Here is a 15,238-nt window from a genome sequence, read left to right as displayed (position 1 = left end):
AAGGGAGGCCATTACTGTGAGAACAGAAATTATCGCTGTGGGCACCGAGCTTTTGCTGGGGGAGATCGTCAACACCGATGCCCCCATGATCGCCCAGGGCCTGGCAGAACTGGGCATCGGGGTCTATTTTCAGACGGTGTGCGGAGACAATCCGGACCGTCTGAAAAGCGTGCTGGAAGTGGCCAAACAGAGAGCCGATCTGATTATCACCACCGGCGGCCTGGGGCCCACGGCGGATGATCTCACCAAAGAGACCATCGCCGCCGCCTTCGGCAAGGGCCTTGTGCGGGACGAAGAGTCCATGGCAAGGCTGCGGGAGCACTTCAAAGGCCGCACCATGACCAAAAACAACGAAAAACAGGCCGATGTGCCCGAAGGGTGCACGGTGTTTCAAAACGACTGGGGCACCGCCCCGGCCTGTGCCTTTGAAGGGGAAGGGTACCTGGTTATCATGCTCCCCGGTCCGCCCCGGGAGTGCACGCCCCTCTTCCGGGAAAAGGTGATGCCCTTTTTGGAAAAGCGCCGGGGCGGGGCACTTTGTTCCCGGTATGTGAAGGTGTTCGGCATGGGAGAATCGGAAATGGCCTCCCGTCTGAGCCGCCAGATGGACACCTGGGAAAACCCCACCGCCGCTCCCTATGCCAAGGAGGGAGAGTGCCTGGTGCGCATCACCGCCATGGGAAAAGACAAGGAGGAAGCCTTTGCCATGACCGAACCCGCCGTCCGGGAAGTGCGGCAGGTGCTGGGGGATGTGGTCTATGGAGTGGATGTGGACTCTCTGGAGCAGGTGGTGGTGCAGGAGATGACCGCCCGGGGCCTGACATTGGCCACGGCGGAAAGCTGCACCGGCGGGCTGATGGGCAAACGCATCACCGATGTGCCCGGTGCATCCGCCTGCTATCTGGGGGGCGTTGTGTCCTACCAGAACGAAGTGAAGGAAAATCTGCTGGGGGTGCGCCATGAGACCCTCATTACAAAAGGTGCGGTGAGCGAAGACACCGCCTGCCAGATGGCCGAAGGGGTGCGGAAGGCCCTGGGGGCCGACATCGGCATCTCCACCACCGGCGTGGCCGGCCCTGGAGGGGGCACGCCGGAAAAGCCGGTGGGGCTGATCTATGTGGGCATCAGCACCAAGGACAAGACCTGGGCGGTGCGCATCCTGCGGCCCCGCCAGAGCCGGGAGAGCCTGCGCCGTCTGGCCTCTTCCACTGCCTTTGATCTGGTGCGCCGCCATCTGGAGGGCCTGGACAATGCATGAGGAAAAGTGCTTGGAAAAGCGCACGGTGTATCAAGGCCCCAGCTTTTCCATCCGTCAGGACCGGGTGGAGCTGGAGGACGGAAGGGAGAGCCGCCGGGAGGTGATCTGCCGTCCTGACCGGGTGTTAGCCTTGGTCTATGACGGGGAAAAGCGGGTGCTGGCCGGGGAAAAGGGCCATTTGCCCCGTGCGCCCCTGTCTCCGGGGGAAAGCTCGGAGGATGCCGCCGGGCGGCTGTTTGCTGCCCTGGGCGGAGAGGAGCCCCGGTTTTTGGGGCAGATCATGCCCTCCCCTGCGGTGCTGCAGGAAAAAGTGCTGGTTTTTGCCGGAAAGGGGAGCGGGCAAGCGCCGGAAGGGCTTTCCTGGATGCCCCTGTCCCAGGGACTGGAGGGGGACGATCTGTGCACTGCCGCGGCCCTGGCCCTTTGGGCCCTGGGGGAGGAATGAAGATGGAAAACAAAGAGAAGGAGCCTTTGTTCCGAGGCGTTCTGGTGGATGTATACCCGGCTGGGGAAGGAGAAATCTGCCGCCACCGGGGTGCGGTGGCGGTTTTGTGCCAGTATCAGGGCAAGATTCCCCTGGTGCGTCAGTACCGCTATGCCCAGGGCAAGGAATGTGTGGAGCTTCCGGCAGGAAAGCTGGAAGCGGGGGAAGACCCCAAGGAGTGCGCCCGGCGGGAGCTTTTTGAGGAAACCGGACTTTCCGCCGGTAAGCTGGAAGAGCTGGGGGTCTATTGTTCCTCCCCCGATGTGCTGGAGGAAAAAATGCACCTTTATTGGGCGGAAGACCTGTCTTTGGGCCAGGCCAGACCCGACGAAGGGGAATTTCTGGAGGGGGAGTTCTGGGAGCTTCCCCGGCTGAAAGACGCCCTGAGGCGGGGGGAAATCAGGGATGCCAAGACCCTGTGCGCCCTGTTTCTGGCTCGGGAAAAGGGGCTTTTGAGCCTGTAAAGAGAAGGAGAGAGCCATGGCAAAAGTGCTGATCGTGGAAGATGAAAAGGCCATTGTGGACATCATTGCCTTCAACCTGAAACGGGAAGGCTATGAAGTGGAGGAAGCCTATGAGGGAAAAGGAGGGCTGGAAAAGGCCCTTTCTCCCCAGGTGGATCTGGTGCTTCTGGATGTGATGCTCCCGGGGATGGACGGCTTTGAACTGCTGCGCCGCCTGCGGGAAAAGAGCAATGTGCCCGTCATCATGGTCACCGCCCGGGAAGAAGAGCGGGACAAGGTGCTGGGGCTGGACACCGGCGCCGACGACTATATCACAAAGCCCTTTTCCATCAAGGAGCTGCTGGCCCGGGTGAAGGCCAACATCCGCCGCCGCCTGGCCGATCAACAGGACAGCATGGGAGGCGAAAAGCGGGAAGTCGGCCCCTTCCAGGTGGACACCGAAAAGCGTCTGGCCCGGAAGAACGGGGAGACCCTGGAGCTGTCCCAGCGGGAATTTGATATGCTCTGCTATTTTCTGGAATGTGCCGGGCGGGTGGTCACCCGGGAAGAGCTGATGGAAAAGGTGTGGGGCTTTGAGTATTACGGCGATCTGCGCACGGTGGATGTGGCCATCCGCCGTCTGCGGGAAAAGCTGGAGGACGACCCGGCCGACCCCCGCTATCTCATCACCCGCCGGGGGGCCGGGTATTATTTCAACAAGGAATAGGCGGAAGGAACCATGCTGAAAAGCCTGCAAATGAAGCTGGTGCTCATATTGATGCTGCTGGTGGTGGCGGTGATGGCCGTGGTGGGCGTGTTTCTGGTCAACTCGGTCACCGCCTATAACCGCAGCGATTTTCAGCGCCAGATGGTGGATTTTTTCGCCCTGCGGGGAGAAGAGCTGGACAAAGGGCTCAGCGCCTGCAATGGGGATCTGGACCAGATGGAAAAGGTGCTGGAGGCCTATAACGGCGGCCTGGGGCTGGATGACCACCGGAATTTCTATATTCTGGATGGCAAAACCGGGGAGTTCCTCACTTCGTCGGAAAGCCGGGACGCCACTCCCTTCCGGGAGCTGACACCCAATATGATCACCGCCATGGAGGGGGAAGTGGGGCAGACCATCACCGCCCTGTCCCCCTATTTCGATGTGGCCCTGCCGGTGGATGGGGGCAATTATGTGCTGGCCGTGGTGGACGACAAAGGGGAACTGGATGAGCTGACCTGGACCATGTTCACCATTTTGATCCGTTCTCTGATGTTCGGTCTGGCGGTGACCATTTTGCTCAGCTTCATTCTGGCCCGCACCATCACAAACCCGGTGCAGCGGCTGACCCGCACCGCCCAGCGCATCGCCGCCGGGGACTTTTCCCAGCAGCCCCAGGCGGAATCGGCGGACGAGATCGGCAACCTGACCCGCACCTTCGGGGAGATGGCCAAGGTGCTGGAAAACACCCTGGCCGAAGTCAACGGGGAGCGGAACAAGCTGAGCACCCTGTTTACCTACATGGCCGACGGGGTGGTGGCCTTTGACAAAAGCGGCCATATCCTTCATATGAACCCGGCGGCCCAGCAGATGTTGGGCATGGAGTTCGGGCCGGAGCTGATCTATACCCAGGTGTTCCCCAATCTGAATGTGGAGGAAAGCGATCTGGGAGAAGGCGGCCGGTACATCGAGATCGACTATGCGGCAAACAAGCGCATCCTCAAGATTCTGCTGGCCATGTTCGGCACGGCGGAGGATGAAAACAGCGGCATCATGGCGGTGCTCCACGACATCACCGAGCAGAAGAAGCTGGATTCTTCCCGGCGGGAGTTTGTGGCCAATGTATCCCACGAGCTGCGCACCCCTCTCACCAATGTGAAGGGCTACACTGAAACCCTTCTGGATGCCGGGGACGAGCTGGACGGGGAGACCCGCCGCAATTTCCTCCAGGTGATCTACAACGAGTCTGACCGGATGACCCATATCGTCAAGGATCTGCTCACCCTGTCCCAGCTGGACTATGGGAAGATGGATATGGAGATGAGCCCCATTCCGGTGAAACTCATTGTGCAGAACATTGCCAGCGCCATGCTTATCGAGGCTCGGGGCCAGGGCCTGACCCTGGAGACCAAGCTGGAAGAACCCCTGCCTTTGATCCTGGCTGACCGGAACCGGATGGAGCAGGTCATTGCCAACATCGTTTCCAATGCCATCAAATATAACCGCCCCGGCGGCACGGTCACCCTCAGTGCTTTCTCTCAGGAGGATAAGGTGGTCATCAAGGTGCAGGACACCGGCATCGGCATCCCCCAGGAGGACATCCCCCGGCTCTTCGAACGGTTTTACCGGGTGGACAAGGCCCGCTCCCGGGAACGGGGCGGCACCGGCCTGGGGCTGGCCATTGCAAAGGAGATCGTGGAGCAGCACCAGGGCACCATTGGGGTGGAAAGCCAGCTGGATGCGGGCACCACCGTCACCATCACTTTGCCGGTGTGTCCGCCGGACCATGAGGGGCAGCTATGAAAGAAAAGATCAAAACGGCGGCCCTGATTGCAAACGGCCTTCTGATGGCGGTGCTGTTCACCCTTTCGGTGTCCCTGGGCGTGAGCGTGGACCCCTCCCTGGGGCCCCTTTACACCCTGTCCCGGTGGCTGCGGGGAGAAAACACCGTCAGCCAGGTGCAGGAGGAAGAAAGCGACCCCGCCGCCTATCCCCTGGCGGTGTCGGCCTTTCAGCAGGGGGATCTGTATTACGCCTACACCCAGCAGCCGGTTTCGGCCATCTACACCCTGCTCCGGCCCACATTGGAGGAAGCTTTGGGCTCTATGGGGGAAAAAAAGACGGTACAGCGGGAAGACTATTACCGTGTGCTTTTGGAGGAACAGGGGTTTTTGCTGGAATATGACGGCCAGGTGCCGCTGACGGCTATGCGGGCCTGGAGCGGAGCCTCCCCCGGAGAGGACGAGCTGGCCTTCTCCCGCCTGGTGCTTCTGGCCGAAGAAGACCGGGTAGACCTGCTGCTGGAGACCGAGGAGGGGGAGTGGTTCCGGTTTTCCACAGCCGCCGCCAGCGAAAAGCTCCAGACGGCGTTGGAGGAATGTGACCCCGACGGCTCCTATTTCGCCATGGAAGACCCCAATCTGTCGGTGCTGGTCCCTGATCAGCCGGTGCCCAGCAGCGCCATCAAACTGCCGGTGTATGAATGCAAAGTGGCCGATGTGATTACCGACGCCGTCAGCGGCGGAGAGATGCCCCGCGCTTTGCTGGAGTGCTTCTCCATGAACCCCTACCTGGCCAAGCGCTATGCCGCCGGAGAAGATATGGCGGTATTCGTCCAGGGCAATTACTCCCTGCGTCTCAGCGGGGACGGAACGGTGCAGTTCACCGTGGACGGCGGCGAGGGCCTGGAGGGAGAGAGCGGCGAGAACACCCTGGTGGGGCTGATCGGCCGGGGCTGGCAGGTGGCCCAGGACGCCCTGGACAGTGCAGGCTCGCCCCTGGATCTGTCCCTCAAAAGCATTCAGAAAGGGGCAGAAGAGGAGGAATACACCATCCTCTTTTCCTGCCGGGCTTCGGGAGTGCCCCTTTCCTCCCAGCAGGTGACCATTCATGTGCGGGAAGGGGTCATCATCTCCATGGAGATGAGCCTGTTGTCCCTGACCCAGACAGGGAAAAAAACTTTGCTGCCCTATTCCCTGGCCGCTGCGGCCAGGGAGGGGAGCAGTGCGGTGCGGCTTCAGTGCCGCTATACTCTCCAGGAGGGCAAGCTCACCCCCTATCTCAGCTATGCAACGGTGAAGGAGGGATAAGCCATGGAATGGAGCCGGGCCAAAACCATTTTGCTGGTGGTGCTCATCTGCACCAACCTGTTTTTGGCGGGAAATCTTCTGTGGCAGGTGAGCCACGGCTGGGCCCAGCAGCGCCGGGCTATGGATCAGGCCCTTGCCCTGCTGCAGGAGGATGTGGGAGAGTTTGACGAAGATATTTTCCGGGATCTGGGAACCCAGCGGCCGGTGTACGCCGCAAGCCGGGATACCGCTTTGGAAAAGAAGGCGGCCCAGGCCCTTCTGGGCACCGAAGAAAGCGATACCGACGGCGGCGTTTCCCGGTTTTCTTCGGAAAAGGGCACCCTCACCTTCTACACCGGGGGCGAAGTGCGGCTGGAGCTGTTTACGGAGTCTTCCCTCACCGGGGAGGAGTGGCAGGAGCTTTTGGAAAAGGCCGGCTTCCCCATGGACAACTGCCGCCGGGAGGAAGAGGGGGAGCAGGTGGCCTTTTTCCAGGGGATGCCCTCGGGAGAAGAGCTGATGGAATGCACCCTCACCTGCCGGACAAAGGGGAATGGCCTTGTGGCCGAGGGCCGCTGGCTGATGGATACCCAGCTTCGTCAGGTGGGCGAAGGGGCCAAGAGCTATCAGATGGTAGTCAGCCTGCGCCGTCTGTGGCGGGAGGAAGGCTTTTCCCAGCCGCCGGAAAGCGCCCGGGAAAGCTATCGCCTGCGGGATCAGGGCAACGGAAATTACCTGCTTTTTCCTGTCTGGCAGGTGGAAGCAGACGGAAAAAGTTTCACAGTGGACACAGGGGAGAATCCGGTGGAATGAGCCTTTGGTCATTGTGCACGAGGATACGCCCTGGGGATTGGTGAAAACTTAGGTGAAAATCTGTGGGATTTTGTTTTTCATTCTGGGATGACTGTGGTAAAATATATAAAACAACAGTAAATTTTTGATGAACGAAGCTCTGTCGTTCTTCTTGCCGCCGGGGGGCGGCATCTTGCAAGGGAGCAACTGGAATACACTGCCGGGAGAATGAGGAATTTGGATAAATTTATCATCAATGGAAATAAACCGCTGCGGGGCGAAGTGACCGTCAGCGGCGCAAAGAACGCCGTCGTGGCCATCATTCCGGCCACCATCTTGGTCAACGGCGTCTGCCGCATCGAGAATGTGCCCCAGGTCAGCGATGTGATCATCCAGCTGGAGATCCTCCAGCAGATGGGGGCCCAGGTGCGCAGCATGAACCCCACCACCGTGGAGATCGACTGCCGCCATATGCGCAACATCCGCACCCCTGAGGATCTGATGCGGAAAATGCGGGCTTCCTATTATCTGATCGGTACTCTGCTGGGCCGCTATCACAAGGCCGAAGTGGCTATGCCTGGCGGATGTAATTTCGGCGGGGTGCGCCCCATCGATCAGCATGTGAAGGGCTTTGAAGCTCTGGGCGCCGAAGTCAGCGTGAAGAATGGCTTTGTCTATGCCCAGGCTCCCCAGGGCCTGCGGGGCGCCAATATCTATCTGGATGTGGTGTCTGTGGGCGCCACCATGAATATCATGCTGGCCGCCACTCTGGCCGAAGGCCAGACGGTGATCGAAAACGCCGCCAAAGAGCCCCACATTGTGGACCTGGCCAACTTCCTCAACGCCATGGGCGCTGAGATCATGGGGGCCGGTACCGATGTGATCAAGATCCGGGGCGTGAAAGAGCTTCACGGCGGCACCTATTCGGTGATCCCCGATCAGATCGAAGCGGGCACCTATATGGCCGCTGTCATGGCCACTGGCGGCAGCGTGCTGGTGCGCAATGTGATTCCCAAGCACCTGGAGTGCATCACGGCAAAGCTCATCGAGATGGGCGCCCAGGTGGAAGAGATGGACGACGCCGTGCGGGTCAGCCGTACAGGGCCTCTGCGGCGCATCAATATCAAAACCCTGCCCTATCCGGGCTTCCCCACCGATATGCAGCCTCAGCTGGCCGCCGCTTTGTGTCTGGCGGAAGGCACCAGCATCATCACCGAAGGGGTGTGGGACAACCGCTACCGCTATGTGGAAGAGCTGCGGCGGATGGGGGCCAAGATCCAGGTGGACGGCAAAGTGGCCATCATCGAAGGGGTGAGCGAGCTCACCGGCGCCAAGGTGCGTTCCTGCGATCTGCGGGCCGGGGCCGCTATGGTCATCGCCGGTCTGGCCGCCAAGGGCGTCACCGAGGTGGAGGAGATCGCTTATATCGAGCGGGGCTATGACAACATCGTGGAAAAACTCCAGGGGATGGGAGCCGATATCCGCCGGGTGACTGTGTCCGAGGAGGATGCGGTGCCCATGGCCCGGTAAATGGCAAAGGACAAGCAGAAATGATTTGTTCCGGCGGCGCGGGTTTTCCGTGCCGCCGCTATTTTTGAAGGACAAAGGAAGGAAACTATGACCCGTTTTTACAGCCTGGCCAGTTCCTCTTCGGGGAACTGTTCGGTGTTCCAGGGAGGAGGCCGTACCCTGCTCATCGATGGGGGCACCAATACCAAGTACATCCGCAATGCCCTGTCCCAGCTGGGCATTGCGTTGGGAGACATCACCGATGTGCTCATCACCCACACCCATTCCGACCATGTCAGCGCCCTGCCGGTGCTGACCAAGCACTGCCGGGCCCCCATCCATGCCACCGTCCCCACGGTGGAAGGGCTGAAGGAAAAGTGCGCCCACGACCAGTTGGAGGTCGTGGAGCCCGATGCACCCTTCTGGCTTGGGGAGGTGCGCATCACTCCCTTCCTCACGCCCCATGACTGCCCGGGCAGCTGCGGCTTTTTGCTGGAGACCGAAGAGGGAAAAATGGGCTATTGCACCGATTTGGGGCATCTGCCGGACTCTGTGTTTGAAACCCTGCGGGGAGTGGAGACGGTGTTTCTGGAATCCAACCACGATGTGTATCAGCTGAAAAACGGGGAATATCCCTATTATCTCAAACAGCGGATTTTGTCACCCCAGGGGCATCTGTCCAATGACGACGCCGCCCAGGCCGTGGCGGAATGGGGAAAATATGGGCTGCAAAAGGTGATCCTGGCCCATCTGAGCGAGCACAACAACCGGCCGGAGTGGGCGCTGGAAGAAACGGAGCGGGCGCTGCGGCTGGCCGGGCTCCGGGAGCAGGTGCAGGTGGCGGTGGCGCCTCATAAGGCACCCCTCTCCCTCACCGGGAAAGGCAGGGCTGCCGGATGACAGGAGTCAAGCTGATCTGCGCCGGCAAGCTGAAGGAAGATTTTTATCTGAAAGCCTGCCAGGAATACCAGAAGCGGCTGAGTGCCTTTTGCCGCCTGGAGGTGGTGGAGATCCCCGAGGACACCCGCCCTGGCGGACTGGAGCGGGAAGGGGATAAGATTCTGGCCGCCATTCCGCCCCAGAGCTATGTGGTGGCCATGTGCATCGAAGGGGAGGAGATGAGCAGCCGGGAGCTGAGCCGGAAAATGGAAAAATGGCAAAGCAGCGGCATTTCCCGTCTGTGCTTTATCATCGGCTCTTCCGAGGGCCTTTCGGACAAGGTGAAAGAAAGAGCCGGACTGCGCCTGTCCATGTCCCCTATGACCTTTCCTCACCATCTGGCCCGGGTGATGGTGCTGGAGCAGATCTACCGGGCTTTTTCCATCGCCGCAGGAAGCAAATATCACAAATAATAATCCCCCTTTTCCTTGTATTTTTTAGGGAAAAGGGGGATTTTTTGCATCTTATTCATTTTATTAAAAAAACGATTGGAAAGCATATGCATTATTTGATATAATAAAGAAAAAATGAAAAAAGCAAGCGAAGAGGAGAGGGATATGAGAAAAGAAGAAAAAGAACACTCTGCGGGAGAACAGCTGAAAAAATCAGTCACCTTTTTGGAAGCGCTGGCGCTGGTGGTAGGTATGATCATCGGCAGCGGTATCTTCCTCAAGCCCGGCGTGGTGCTGGAAAGTGCCGGGAGCTTGCCCATGGCCCTGGTGGCCTGGGCGGCTGGCGGTATCATCACTTTGGCCGCTGCTTTGTCGGTGGCAGAGATCGCTTCGGCCATTCCCAAAACCGGTGGCTTGTATGTGTATCTGGAAGAATTGTACGGGAAAAAATGGGGATTCCTCCTGGGATGGGTCCAGTCGGTGATTTCCTATCCCGCCTCCATCGCTGCCCAGGCCATTGCTTTTGCCACCTATGCGGCGGTGTTTTTCCCCATGGGGGCATGGCAGCAAAAGGCTTTGGCTATTTTCGTGATGGCCTTTGTTTTGTGGATGAACATTCTGTCCACCAAATATGGCGGCATCATCCAGATGGTAGCCACCTTCGGCAAGCTGATCCCGGTAGCGGCCATCATCGCCTTCGGCCTGCTTTCCGGCGGTGAGCTGAATTTTGCCGCAGGAAGCGCTACCGGTGCCGCCGGATTGGGAGCGGCCATCCTGGGCACACTGTGGGCCTATGACGGCTGGATCGGCGTGACCAATATGGCTGGGGAACTGAAGAATCCGGGCAAAGATCTGCCCCGGGTCATTTCCTTTGGCGTGCTCTTTGTGGTGGCGGTGTATGTGGTCTTTAACCTGGCGGTATTCATGGTGCTTCCCTACGATCAGGTGGCGGGAGCAGCTACGCCGGGCGCTGCAGCTGCGGTGGCTCTGTTTGGAGAGAAGGGCGCCGCCTTTATCACCGCAGGCGTTATGATATCGGTGTTCGGCGCTATGAACGGCTACACCATGACGGCGGCCCGGGTACCCCTGGCCATGGGTCACCGGGGCCAGCTCCCCTTCAGCCGGGTGCTGGGGGCGCTGCATCCCAAATACGGCACCCCGGCTAACGCTCTGATCTTTCAGTGCGGATTGGCGGCCATTTATATCCTGTCTGGCTCTTTCAACACCCTGACCAATCTTTTGATCTTTGTGCTGTGGATCTTCTTTACCATGGGTGTTCTGGGCGTCTTTATCCTGCGGAAAAAGCACCCGGATAAAAAAGGTCCCTATCGGGTGCCCCTTTATCCGGTGGTGCCCATTGTGGGGGCACTGGGGGCCATGTATATCCTTATCAGCACGGTGATCTCCGACCCCGTTCAGTCTTTGGTGGGCATCGGCCTGACGCTGATCGGTCTGCCGGTCTATGCATTTCTGGAAAAGAAGAAGGGCTAAAGAATGAAAAAACAGCAGGGGCTCTGGCCGCCCTGGGCGTTCTGCTGGCCTTTCACTGGAGCACCTTTTATCAGGCCATCCAGGTTTCCACCGTGGCCATGGGCCTGATCTCCTTTTCGGCCTTTCCCATATTCGTCACTTTTTTGGAGCCGCTCTTTACCGGGAAAAAGCCCCGTGGCTGGGATGTGGCGCTGGCCTTTGCGGCCTTCGGCGGCATCCTGCTGGCCACTCCCCTGGAAGGAGGGGGAACGCTGTGGCTGGGGGCCCTGTGGGGCCTTTTGTCCGGTTTCAGCTATGCTTTGCTGGGACTGTTCAATCAAAAATGGGTGGGCAGCCTTCCAGCGGCCATGGTCTCCTTTTGGGAGCAGCTGTGGGCCGCTGTGATCCTCACTCCCTGTCTGCTTTGGCTGCGTCCTGTTCTGCATTTGTCCGATTGGAGCGGCCTTTTGCTGCTGGGGGTGGTGTTCACCGCCCTGTCCCATACCCTGTTTATCGGCAGCCTGCGTACCATCCGGGCCCAGACGGCCAGCGTGGCCTCCTGCCTGGAGCCGGTGTACGGCATTCTGCTGGCTGCATTGTTCCCGGGGGAGATCCCTTCCCTCCGGGAAGTGCCGGGAGGAGCTGTGGTCTTTGCCTGCGCCATCTGGGGCAGTCTGAAAAAAAGAAGCATAAAAAAAGCGCCCTTTGGGCGCTTTTTTGTTTATCGGTCCAGCAGCAGACACAGGGGAAGGAGCAGCAGAAGCAGCAGTACATTCACCAGGGTGAAATACAGAAGATATCGGCCCTTTTGCTCCGGTTGGGCTTTGCCATAGAGGCGGAAGGAAATCAGGCTGGCCAGGGAGGCCACCAGCGTGCCCAGTCCGCCCAGGTTGGAGCCCAGCAGCAGCGCACCGCCTTTTTCGGTGAAGCCGGAAAGCAGCACGGCGGCGGGCACATTGCTGATCACCTGGCTCATCAGGGTACAGGCGATCATTTCCCGGCCCTGGATGGCCTGGTACAGCGCTTGCTTCACCGGGGGAATGGCCCCCAGATTGCCCACAAAGAGGAAGAAAAACACAAAGGTCAGAAGCAGGCCGTAGTCCACACGGCGGAGGATGGGCCGGTCTTTGACTGCAAGATAAAGCAGAACCAGCACAAAGGTGATGGGATAAGGCACCAGATGCAAAACGGTACACAGACACAAGGCAAAGAGAATGCCATAGGGCAAAATGGCTTTGAGGGAAAGGGGCCGGGGGCTTTGGCCGCTTTGCACCGAAAGACTTCCCCGGGGAATGGGGAGCAGCAGGAGAAGTAGCAGCAAAAGAGAAAGCCCGGCCACCGGCAGCACCCGGATGAAGAAATAGGGGGCGCTCATCTGGTAGCGGGAAAAAAGGAAGAGGTTCTGGGGATTGCCCACCGGGGTGGCCATGCTTCCCAGGTTGGCCGCTGCCGTCTGGAGCACCACCACATATAAAAGGTGCTTTTCAAAGCCCGCTCCCCGCAGCACCAGCACCGCAAAGGGCACAAAGGTCAGAAGGGCTACATCGTTTGTCACCAGCATGGAGGAGAAGAAGCACAGAAGCACCAGAACGGCGCACAGGCCCCGCAGGCTTCCAGCCCGCTGAATGGCGCTTTGGGCCAATTTTTCAAACAGTCCGGCTCCTTCCAGCCCCTGTACCACCGCCATCAGGCAAAAAAGAAGGGCCAGCACCCGCCAGTCGATGGCTTCCCCTATGGCCTTCGGGGAAAAGGGGGCAAAAAAGGCCGTCACAATGGCGGCCAGGGCCGCAATGGACAGCACCGGCTCCCGCCGGAAAAATCTCGTGAGTTTGGACAACATCCCGCCACCTGCTTTTTCAAAAAATCACATACCGCTTTATTTTACCACTTGCGCCTTTTGGGGGCAACATCCCTCTTGCAAGGGCGGGGTGGGTTGTGCTACACTAAAATATAGAAAATGCCCTTGATACGGGGCGGAAAAGAAAGGATGGTTTTGCATATGAACGAAGTGATTCAAAATATCCTGAACCGGCGCAGCTGGCGCAGCTATGAGGAAAAGCAGATCAAGGAAGAAGAACTGGAGCAGATCATCCGCTGCGGCCTGTGGGCTCCCAGCGCCATGAACCAGCAGTCCTGGCATTTCACCGTGGTCCAGGACAAAGAGACCATCCAGCGCATCCGCAAGGGCTGCCAGGAGATGATGGAGACCGACCGGGATATGTTCTACGGCGCTCCCACCCTGGTGATCGTCACCGGCAAACAGGACAACATCGCCCCTGTGGCCGACTGTTCTCTGGCCATCCAGAATATGTTCCTTTCGGCAGCTTCCCTGGGCATTGGCTCCTGCTGGATCAACTGCATCGGCCGCTATCTCACCACCCCCCAGGGCCAGGCCTTTGCCAAAGATGCCGGTATTCCGGAAGGCTACATCGGCGTGGCCGGCGTGATCCTGGGCTATCCCAAGGGAGAAGTACCCCAGGGCAAAGAGCGGGTAGAAGGCGCTGTGGACTACATCCGCTAGAAGCTATGGAAATGAGAAAACTGCCCCGTGAGGGGCACAAGGTCTCCACTTGGTCGGGCGGCTCCACTACCCAGGTGTATATTTTCCCGGAAGAAGCCGATTATGGCAAACGGGATTTCCTGTTTCGGGTGAGCAGCGCCGGGGTGGATTGTGACCGATCGGACTTTACGCCCCTTCCCGGGGTGGAACGGCACATTATGGTGCTCAATGGCGCTTTGCGCCTCCTTTACGAAGGCCATGGAGAAAAAGACCTGGCGGTGCTGGAACAGGACACCTTTTCCGGGGACTGGCACACCGTCAGCCTGGGTCAGGCCCAGGACTTTAACCTGATGCTCCGGGAGGGGACAAAGGGCTGCATCCGGGGCCTACGGCTGAAAGCGGGCGAAAGCCATACCTTCACCTTTTTCCCCGGGGAAAAGGGCGTGCTGCTGTTGTATCAGGGCAGCGGGGAGGCAAACCAGCTGTCTCTCAGTGAATGGGACGGCCTGCTTTGCCAAGGCCCGGGAGAACTCAATGTGAAAGCACAGACAGACTGCATCCTGGCGCTGGCCCGGGTGCAGCAGCAATAAAAAAAGACCGGAAGCCTTCCCCGCCCCCTAATAAGAAAACATGAGATAGTCCAGTAAAATCAATGTTTTCAGAGGCAAGGAACACGATGTGAAGTCAAAAATTTTAATATTGGCAGGATAAAGGGTGCTGATGTGAAATATCAGCACCCTTTTCCTGTCCCAAACGCCAGCAGCGCACGATGGGGCACGGCGGCCGATATTGCCCCCTATGTCGATCCGGTTCCCGACTGGAACATCCCTCTGACCCAGACGGAAAAGCTCACCATGTCCAGCCGCCCGAAAAATCCCAAGTACGCCCGGAACAAGAACATCCTGGCCATCGGCGGCAGCGGCAGCGGCAAGACCCGCTTCTTCGTCAAGCCCTCCCTCATGCAGATGCACAGCAGCTATGTGGTCACCGATCCCAAAGGGCAGCTTTTGTCCGAGGTGGGGACCATGCTGCGGCGAGGCGCTCCCAAGCTGGACGAGAACGGAAAGCCTATGCGGGACGCCCGCGGGAAGGTCATCTATGAGCCGTACCGCATCAAGGTCCTCAACACCATCAACTTCATGCTGCAAAGCCAGTTATTCAATCTCCTTTGCGACAAGGCGGACGATGTGTACGGCGGCAGGCTGCCCGTCCATGTGCGGTGCCTCCTGGACGAGTTCACCAACATCGGGCAGATACCCAACTTCGACAAGCTGATCGCCACCATCCGGAGCCGGGAAATCTCGGCTTCTATTATTTTGCAGTCCCAAAGTCAGTTAAAGACCATCTACAAGGATGCCGCGGATACCATTGTAAGCGGCAGTAAATGTCAGCGAGTTTGATGTGGTCCCACATAATATCCTCCCTTCCGGAACCACTCATTTACATGGACATTATATTGCTTTATTGCCTGAGTGGTCAAAAAAATCAGCTTTTTTAGCGGTGGTAATAATTTCTTCCGCCACGGCCTCCCGCGGTGTCCTGCCGCTGGCAAACACCCGCTCGATCACATAGGTCGCGGCTCCGATCCGCTGCAAGTTTTCCTTTTTTTCCAAGGTCACACCTCCATAGGGAAATTATTTCCGTTTGAACGCAAATTGACCGGGCCTTCATGCAGGC

General features: G+C 58.9%; 16 protein-coding genes and 1 pseudogene. 15 read left to right on the top strand and 2 right to left on the bottom strand.

Features of this window, described 5'->3' with window-relative positions:
* Positions 1 to 16: 16 nt before the first annotated feature.
* From KQI26_RS00495 to KQI26_RS00440, 12 genes are all read left to right on the top strand, one after another.
* Positions 17 to 1,258: a competence/damage-inducible protein A gene (locus KQI26_RS00495; RefSeq protein WP_216502706.1), complete on the top strand. Its 1,242-nt coding sequence runs from the start codon at positions 17 to 19 to the stop codon at positions 1,256 to 1,258.
* Positions 1,251 to 1,703, top strand: coding sequence for a hypothetical protein (locus tag KQI26_RS00490; protein WP_216502705.1), 453 nt, complete (start codon positions 1,251 to 1,253; stop codon positions 1,701 to 1,703). Before KQI26_RS00495 ends, KQI26_RS00490 begins: the two co-directional genes overlap by 8 nt.
* 2 nt (positions 1,704 to 1,705) lie before the next feature.
* Positions 1,706 to 2,206 carry an NUDIX hydrolase gene (locus tag KQI26_RS00485; protein ID WP_216502704.1) on the top strand — a complete coding sequence of 167 codons (501 nt, stop codon included), beginning with the start codon at positions 1,706 to 1,708 and terminating at the stop codon, positions 2,204 to 2,206.
* Positions 2,207 to 2,222: 16 nt separating this feature from the next.
* Complete coding sequence (locus KQI26_RS00480; RefSeq protein ID WP_216502703.1) at positions 2,223 to 2,912, top strand: response regulator; 690 nt, start codon at positions 2,223 to 2,225, stop codon at positions 2,910 to 2,912.
* Between the two features lie 12 nt (positions 2,913 to 2,924).
* A complete protein-coding gene (locus KQI26_RS00475) occupies positions 2,925 to 4,694 on the top strand; it encodes an ATP-binding protein (RefSeq protein ID WP_216502702.1) in 1,770 nt (589 codons plus the stop codon).
* Complete coding sequence (locus KQI26_RS00470; protein WP_216502701.1) at positions 4,691 to 5,980, top strand: hypothetical protein; 1,290 nt, start codon at positions 4,691 to 4,693, stop codon at positions 5,978 to 5,980. The genes KQI26_RS00475 and KQI26_RS00470 overlap by 4 nt, the downstream gene beginning before the upstream one ends.
* A gap of 3 nt (positions 5,981 to 5,983) precedes the next feature.
* Positions 5,984 to 6,772: a hypothetical protein gene (locus KQI26_RS00465; protein WP_216502700.1), complete on the top strand. Its 789-nt coding sequence runs from the start codon at positions 5,984 to 5,986 to the stop codon at positions 6,770 to 6,772.
* Between the two features lie 207 nt (positions 6,773 to 6,979).
* Positions 6,980 to 8,281, top strand: coding sequence for a UDP-N-acetylglucosamine 1-carboxyvinyltransferase (locus KQI26_RS00460; protein ID WP_371744032.1), 1,302 nt, complete (start codon positions 6,980 to 6,982; stop codon positions 8,279 to 8,281).
* 87 nt (positions 8,282 to 8,368) lie between these two features.
* A complete protein-coding gene (locus tag KQI26_RS00455; protein WP_216502698.1) occupies positions 8,369 to 9,160 on the top strand; it encodes an MBL fold metallo-hydrolase in 792 nt (263 codons plus the stop codon).
* Positions 9,157 to 9,612, top strand: coding sequence for a 23S rRNA (pseudouridine(1915)-N(3))-methyltransferase RlmH (locus KQI26_RS00450; RefSeq protein ID WP_216502697.1), 456 nt, complete (start codon positions 9,157 to 9,159; stop codon positions 9,610 to 9,612). Before KQI26_RS00455 ends, KQI26_RS00450 begins: the two co-directional genes overlap by 4 nt.
* Before the next feature lie 144 nt (positions 9,613 to 9,756).
* Complete coding sequence (locus KQI26_RS00445) at positions 9,757 to 11,082, top strand: APC family permease (RefSeq protein WP_216502696.1); 1,326 nt, start codon at positions 9,757 to 9,759, stop codon at positions 11,080 to 11,082.
* A complete protein-coding gene (locus tag KQI26_RS00440) occupies positions 11,058 to 11,894 on the top strand; it encodes a DMT family transporter (protein WP_371744049.1) in 837 nt (278 codons plus the stop codon). The genes KQI26_RS00445 and KQI26_RS00440 overlap by 25 nt, the downstream gene beginning before the upstream one ends.
* Here the strand turns inward: KQI26_RS00440 and KQI26_RS00435 are convergent.
* Positions 11,783 to 12,901: an SLC13 family permease gene (locus KQI26_RS00435; protein WP_216502694.1), complete on the bottom strand. Its 1,119-nt coding sequence runs from the start codon at positions 12,899 to 12,901 to the stop codon at positions 11,783 to 11,785. The genes KQI26_RS00440 and KQI26_RS00435 overlap by 112 nt on opposite strands.
* Before the next feature lie 159 nt (positions 12,902 to 13,060).
* On the opposite strand from KQI26_RS00435, the gene KQI26_RS00430 reads away from it, so the two are divergent.
* The 3 genes and pseudogenes from KQI26_RS00430 to KQI26_RS00420 all read left to right on the top strand — a co-directional run.
* Positions 13,061 to 13,582 carry a nitroreductase gene (locus KQI26_RS00430; protein ID WP_216502693.1) on the top strand — a complete coding sequence of 174 codons (522 nt, stop codon included), beginning with the start codon at positions 13,061 to 13,063 and terminating at the stop codon, positions 13,580 to 13,582.
* Between the two features lie 11 nt (positions 13,583 to 13,593).
* Positions 13,594 to 14,151, top strand: a complete 558-nt coding sequence (locus KQI26_RS00425; RefSeq protein WP_216502692.1) for a HutD family protein — start codon at positions 13,594 to 13,596, stop codon at positions 14,149 to 14,151.
* A 171-nt stretch (positions 14,152 to 14,322) separates the two neighbouring features.
* Positions 14,323 to 14,943, top strand: a pseudogene (locus tag KQI26_RS00420) (type IV secretory system conjugative DNA transfer family protein); the annotation flags it as partial.
* A gap of 69 nt (positions 14,944 to 15,012) precedes the next feature.
* Here the strand turns inward: KQI26_RS00420 and KQI26_RS00415 are convergent.
* Positions 15,013 to 15,174, bottom strand: a complete 162-nt coding sequence (locus KQI26_RS00415) for a hypothetical protein (RefSeq protein WP_216502691.1) — start codon at positions 15,172 to 15,174, stop codon at positions 15,013 to 15,015.
* Positions 15,175 to 15,238 lie beyond the last annotated feature (64 nt).

It is taken from the genome of Intestinimonas sp. MSJ-38, from assembly GCF_018917925.1.
Classification (GTDB): domain Bacteria; phylum Bacillota; class Clostridia; order Oscillospirales; family Butyricicoccaceae; genus Pseudobutyricicoccus.
Note: the sequence above shows the minus strand (reverse complement) of the source record. Positions and strands in the feature narration are given on the sequence as shown.

Excerpts from the sequence above, each read along its gene's own strand:
- KQI26_RS00475 (WP_216502702.1), top strand. The coding sequence starts at position 2,925 with ATGCTGAAAAGCCTGCAAATGAAGCTGGTGCTCATATTGATGCTGCTG.
- KQI26_RS00460 (WP_371744032.1), top strand. The coding sequence starts at position 6,980 with ATGAGGAATTTGGATAAATTTATCATCAATGGAAATAAACCGCTGCGG.
- KQI26_RS00485 (WP_216502704.1), top strand. The coding sequence starts at position 1,706 with ATGGAAAACAAAGAGAAGGAGCCTTTGTTCCGAGGCGTTCTGGTGGAT.
- KQI26_RS00470 (WP_216502701.1), top strand. The coding sequence starts at position 4,691 with ATGAAAGAAAAGATCAAAACGGCGGCCCTGATTGCAAACGGCCTTCTG.
- KQI26_RS00455 (WP_216502698.1), top strand. The coding sequence starts at position 8,369 with ATGACCCGTTTTTACAGCCTGGCCAGTTCCTCTTCGGGGAACTGTTCG.
- KQI26_RS00480 (WP_216502703.1), top strand. The coding sequence starts at position 2,223 with ATGGCAAAAGTGCTGATCGTGGAAGATGAAAAGGCCATTGTGGACATC.
- KQI26_RS00465 (WP_216502700.1), top strand. The coding sequence starts at position 5,984 with ATGGAATGGAGCCGGGCCAAAACCATTTTGCTGGTGGTGCTCATCTGC.
- KQI26_RS00435 (WP_216502694.1), bottom strand. The coding sequence starts at position 12,901 with ATGTTGTCCAAACTCACGAGATTTTTCCGGCGGGAGCCGGTGCTGTCC.
- KQI26_RS00445 (WP_216502696.1), top strand. The coding sequence starts at position 9,757 with ATGAGAAAAGAAGAAAAAGAACACTCTGCGGGAGAACAGCTGAAAAAA.
- KQI26_RS00490 (WP_216502705.1), top strand. The coding sequence starts at position 1,251 with ATGCATGAGGAAAAGTGCTTGGAAAAGCGCACGGTGTATCAAGGCCCC.
- KQI26_RS00425 (WP_216502692.1), top strand. The coding sequence starts at position 13,594 with ATGAGAAAACTGCCCCGTGAGGGGCACAAGGTCTCCACTTGGTCGGGC.
- KQI26_RS00450 (WP_216502697.1), top strand. The coding sequence starts at position 9,157 with ATGACAGGAGTCAAGCTGATCTGCGCCGGCAAGCTGAAGGAAGATTTT.
- KQI26_RS00430 (WP_216502693.1), top strand. The coding sequence starts at position 13,061 with ATGAACGAAGTGATTCAAAATATCCTGAACCGGCGCAGCTGGCGCAGC.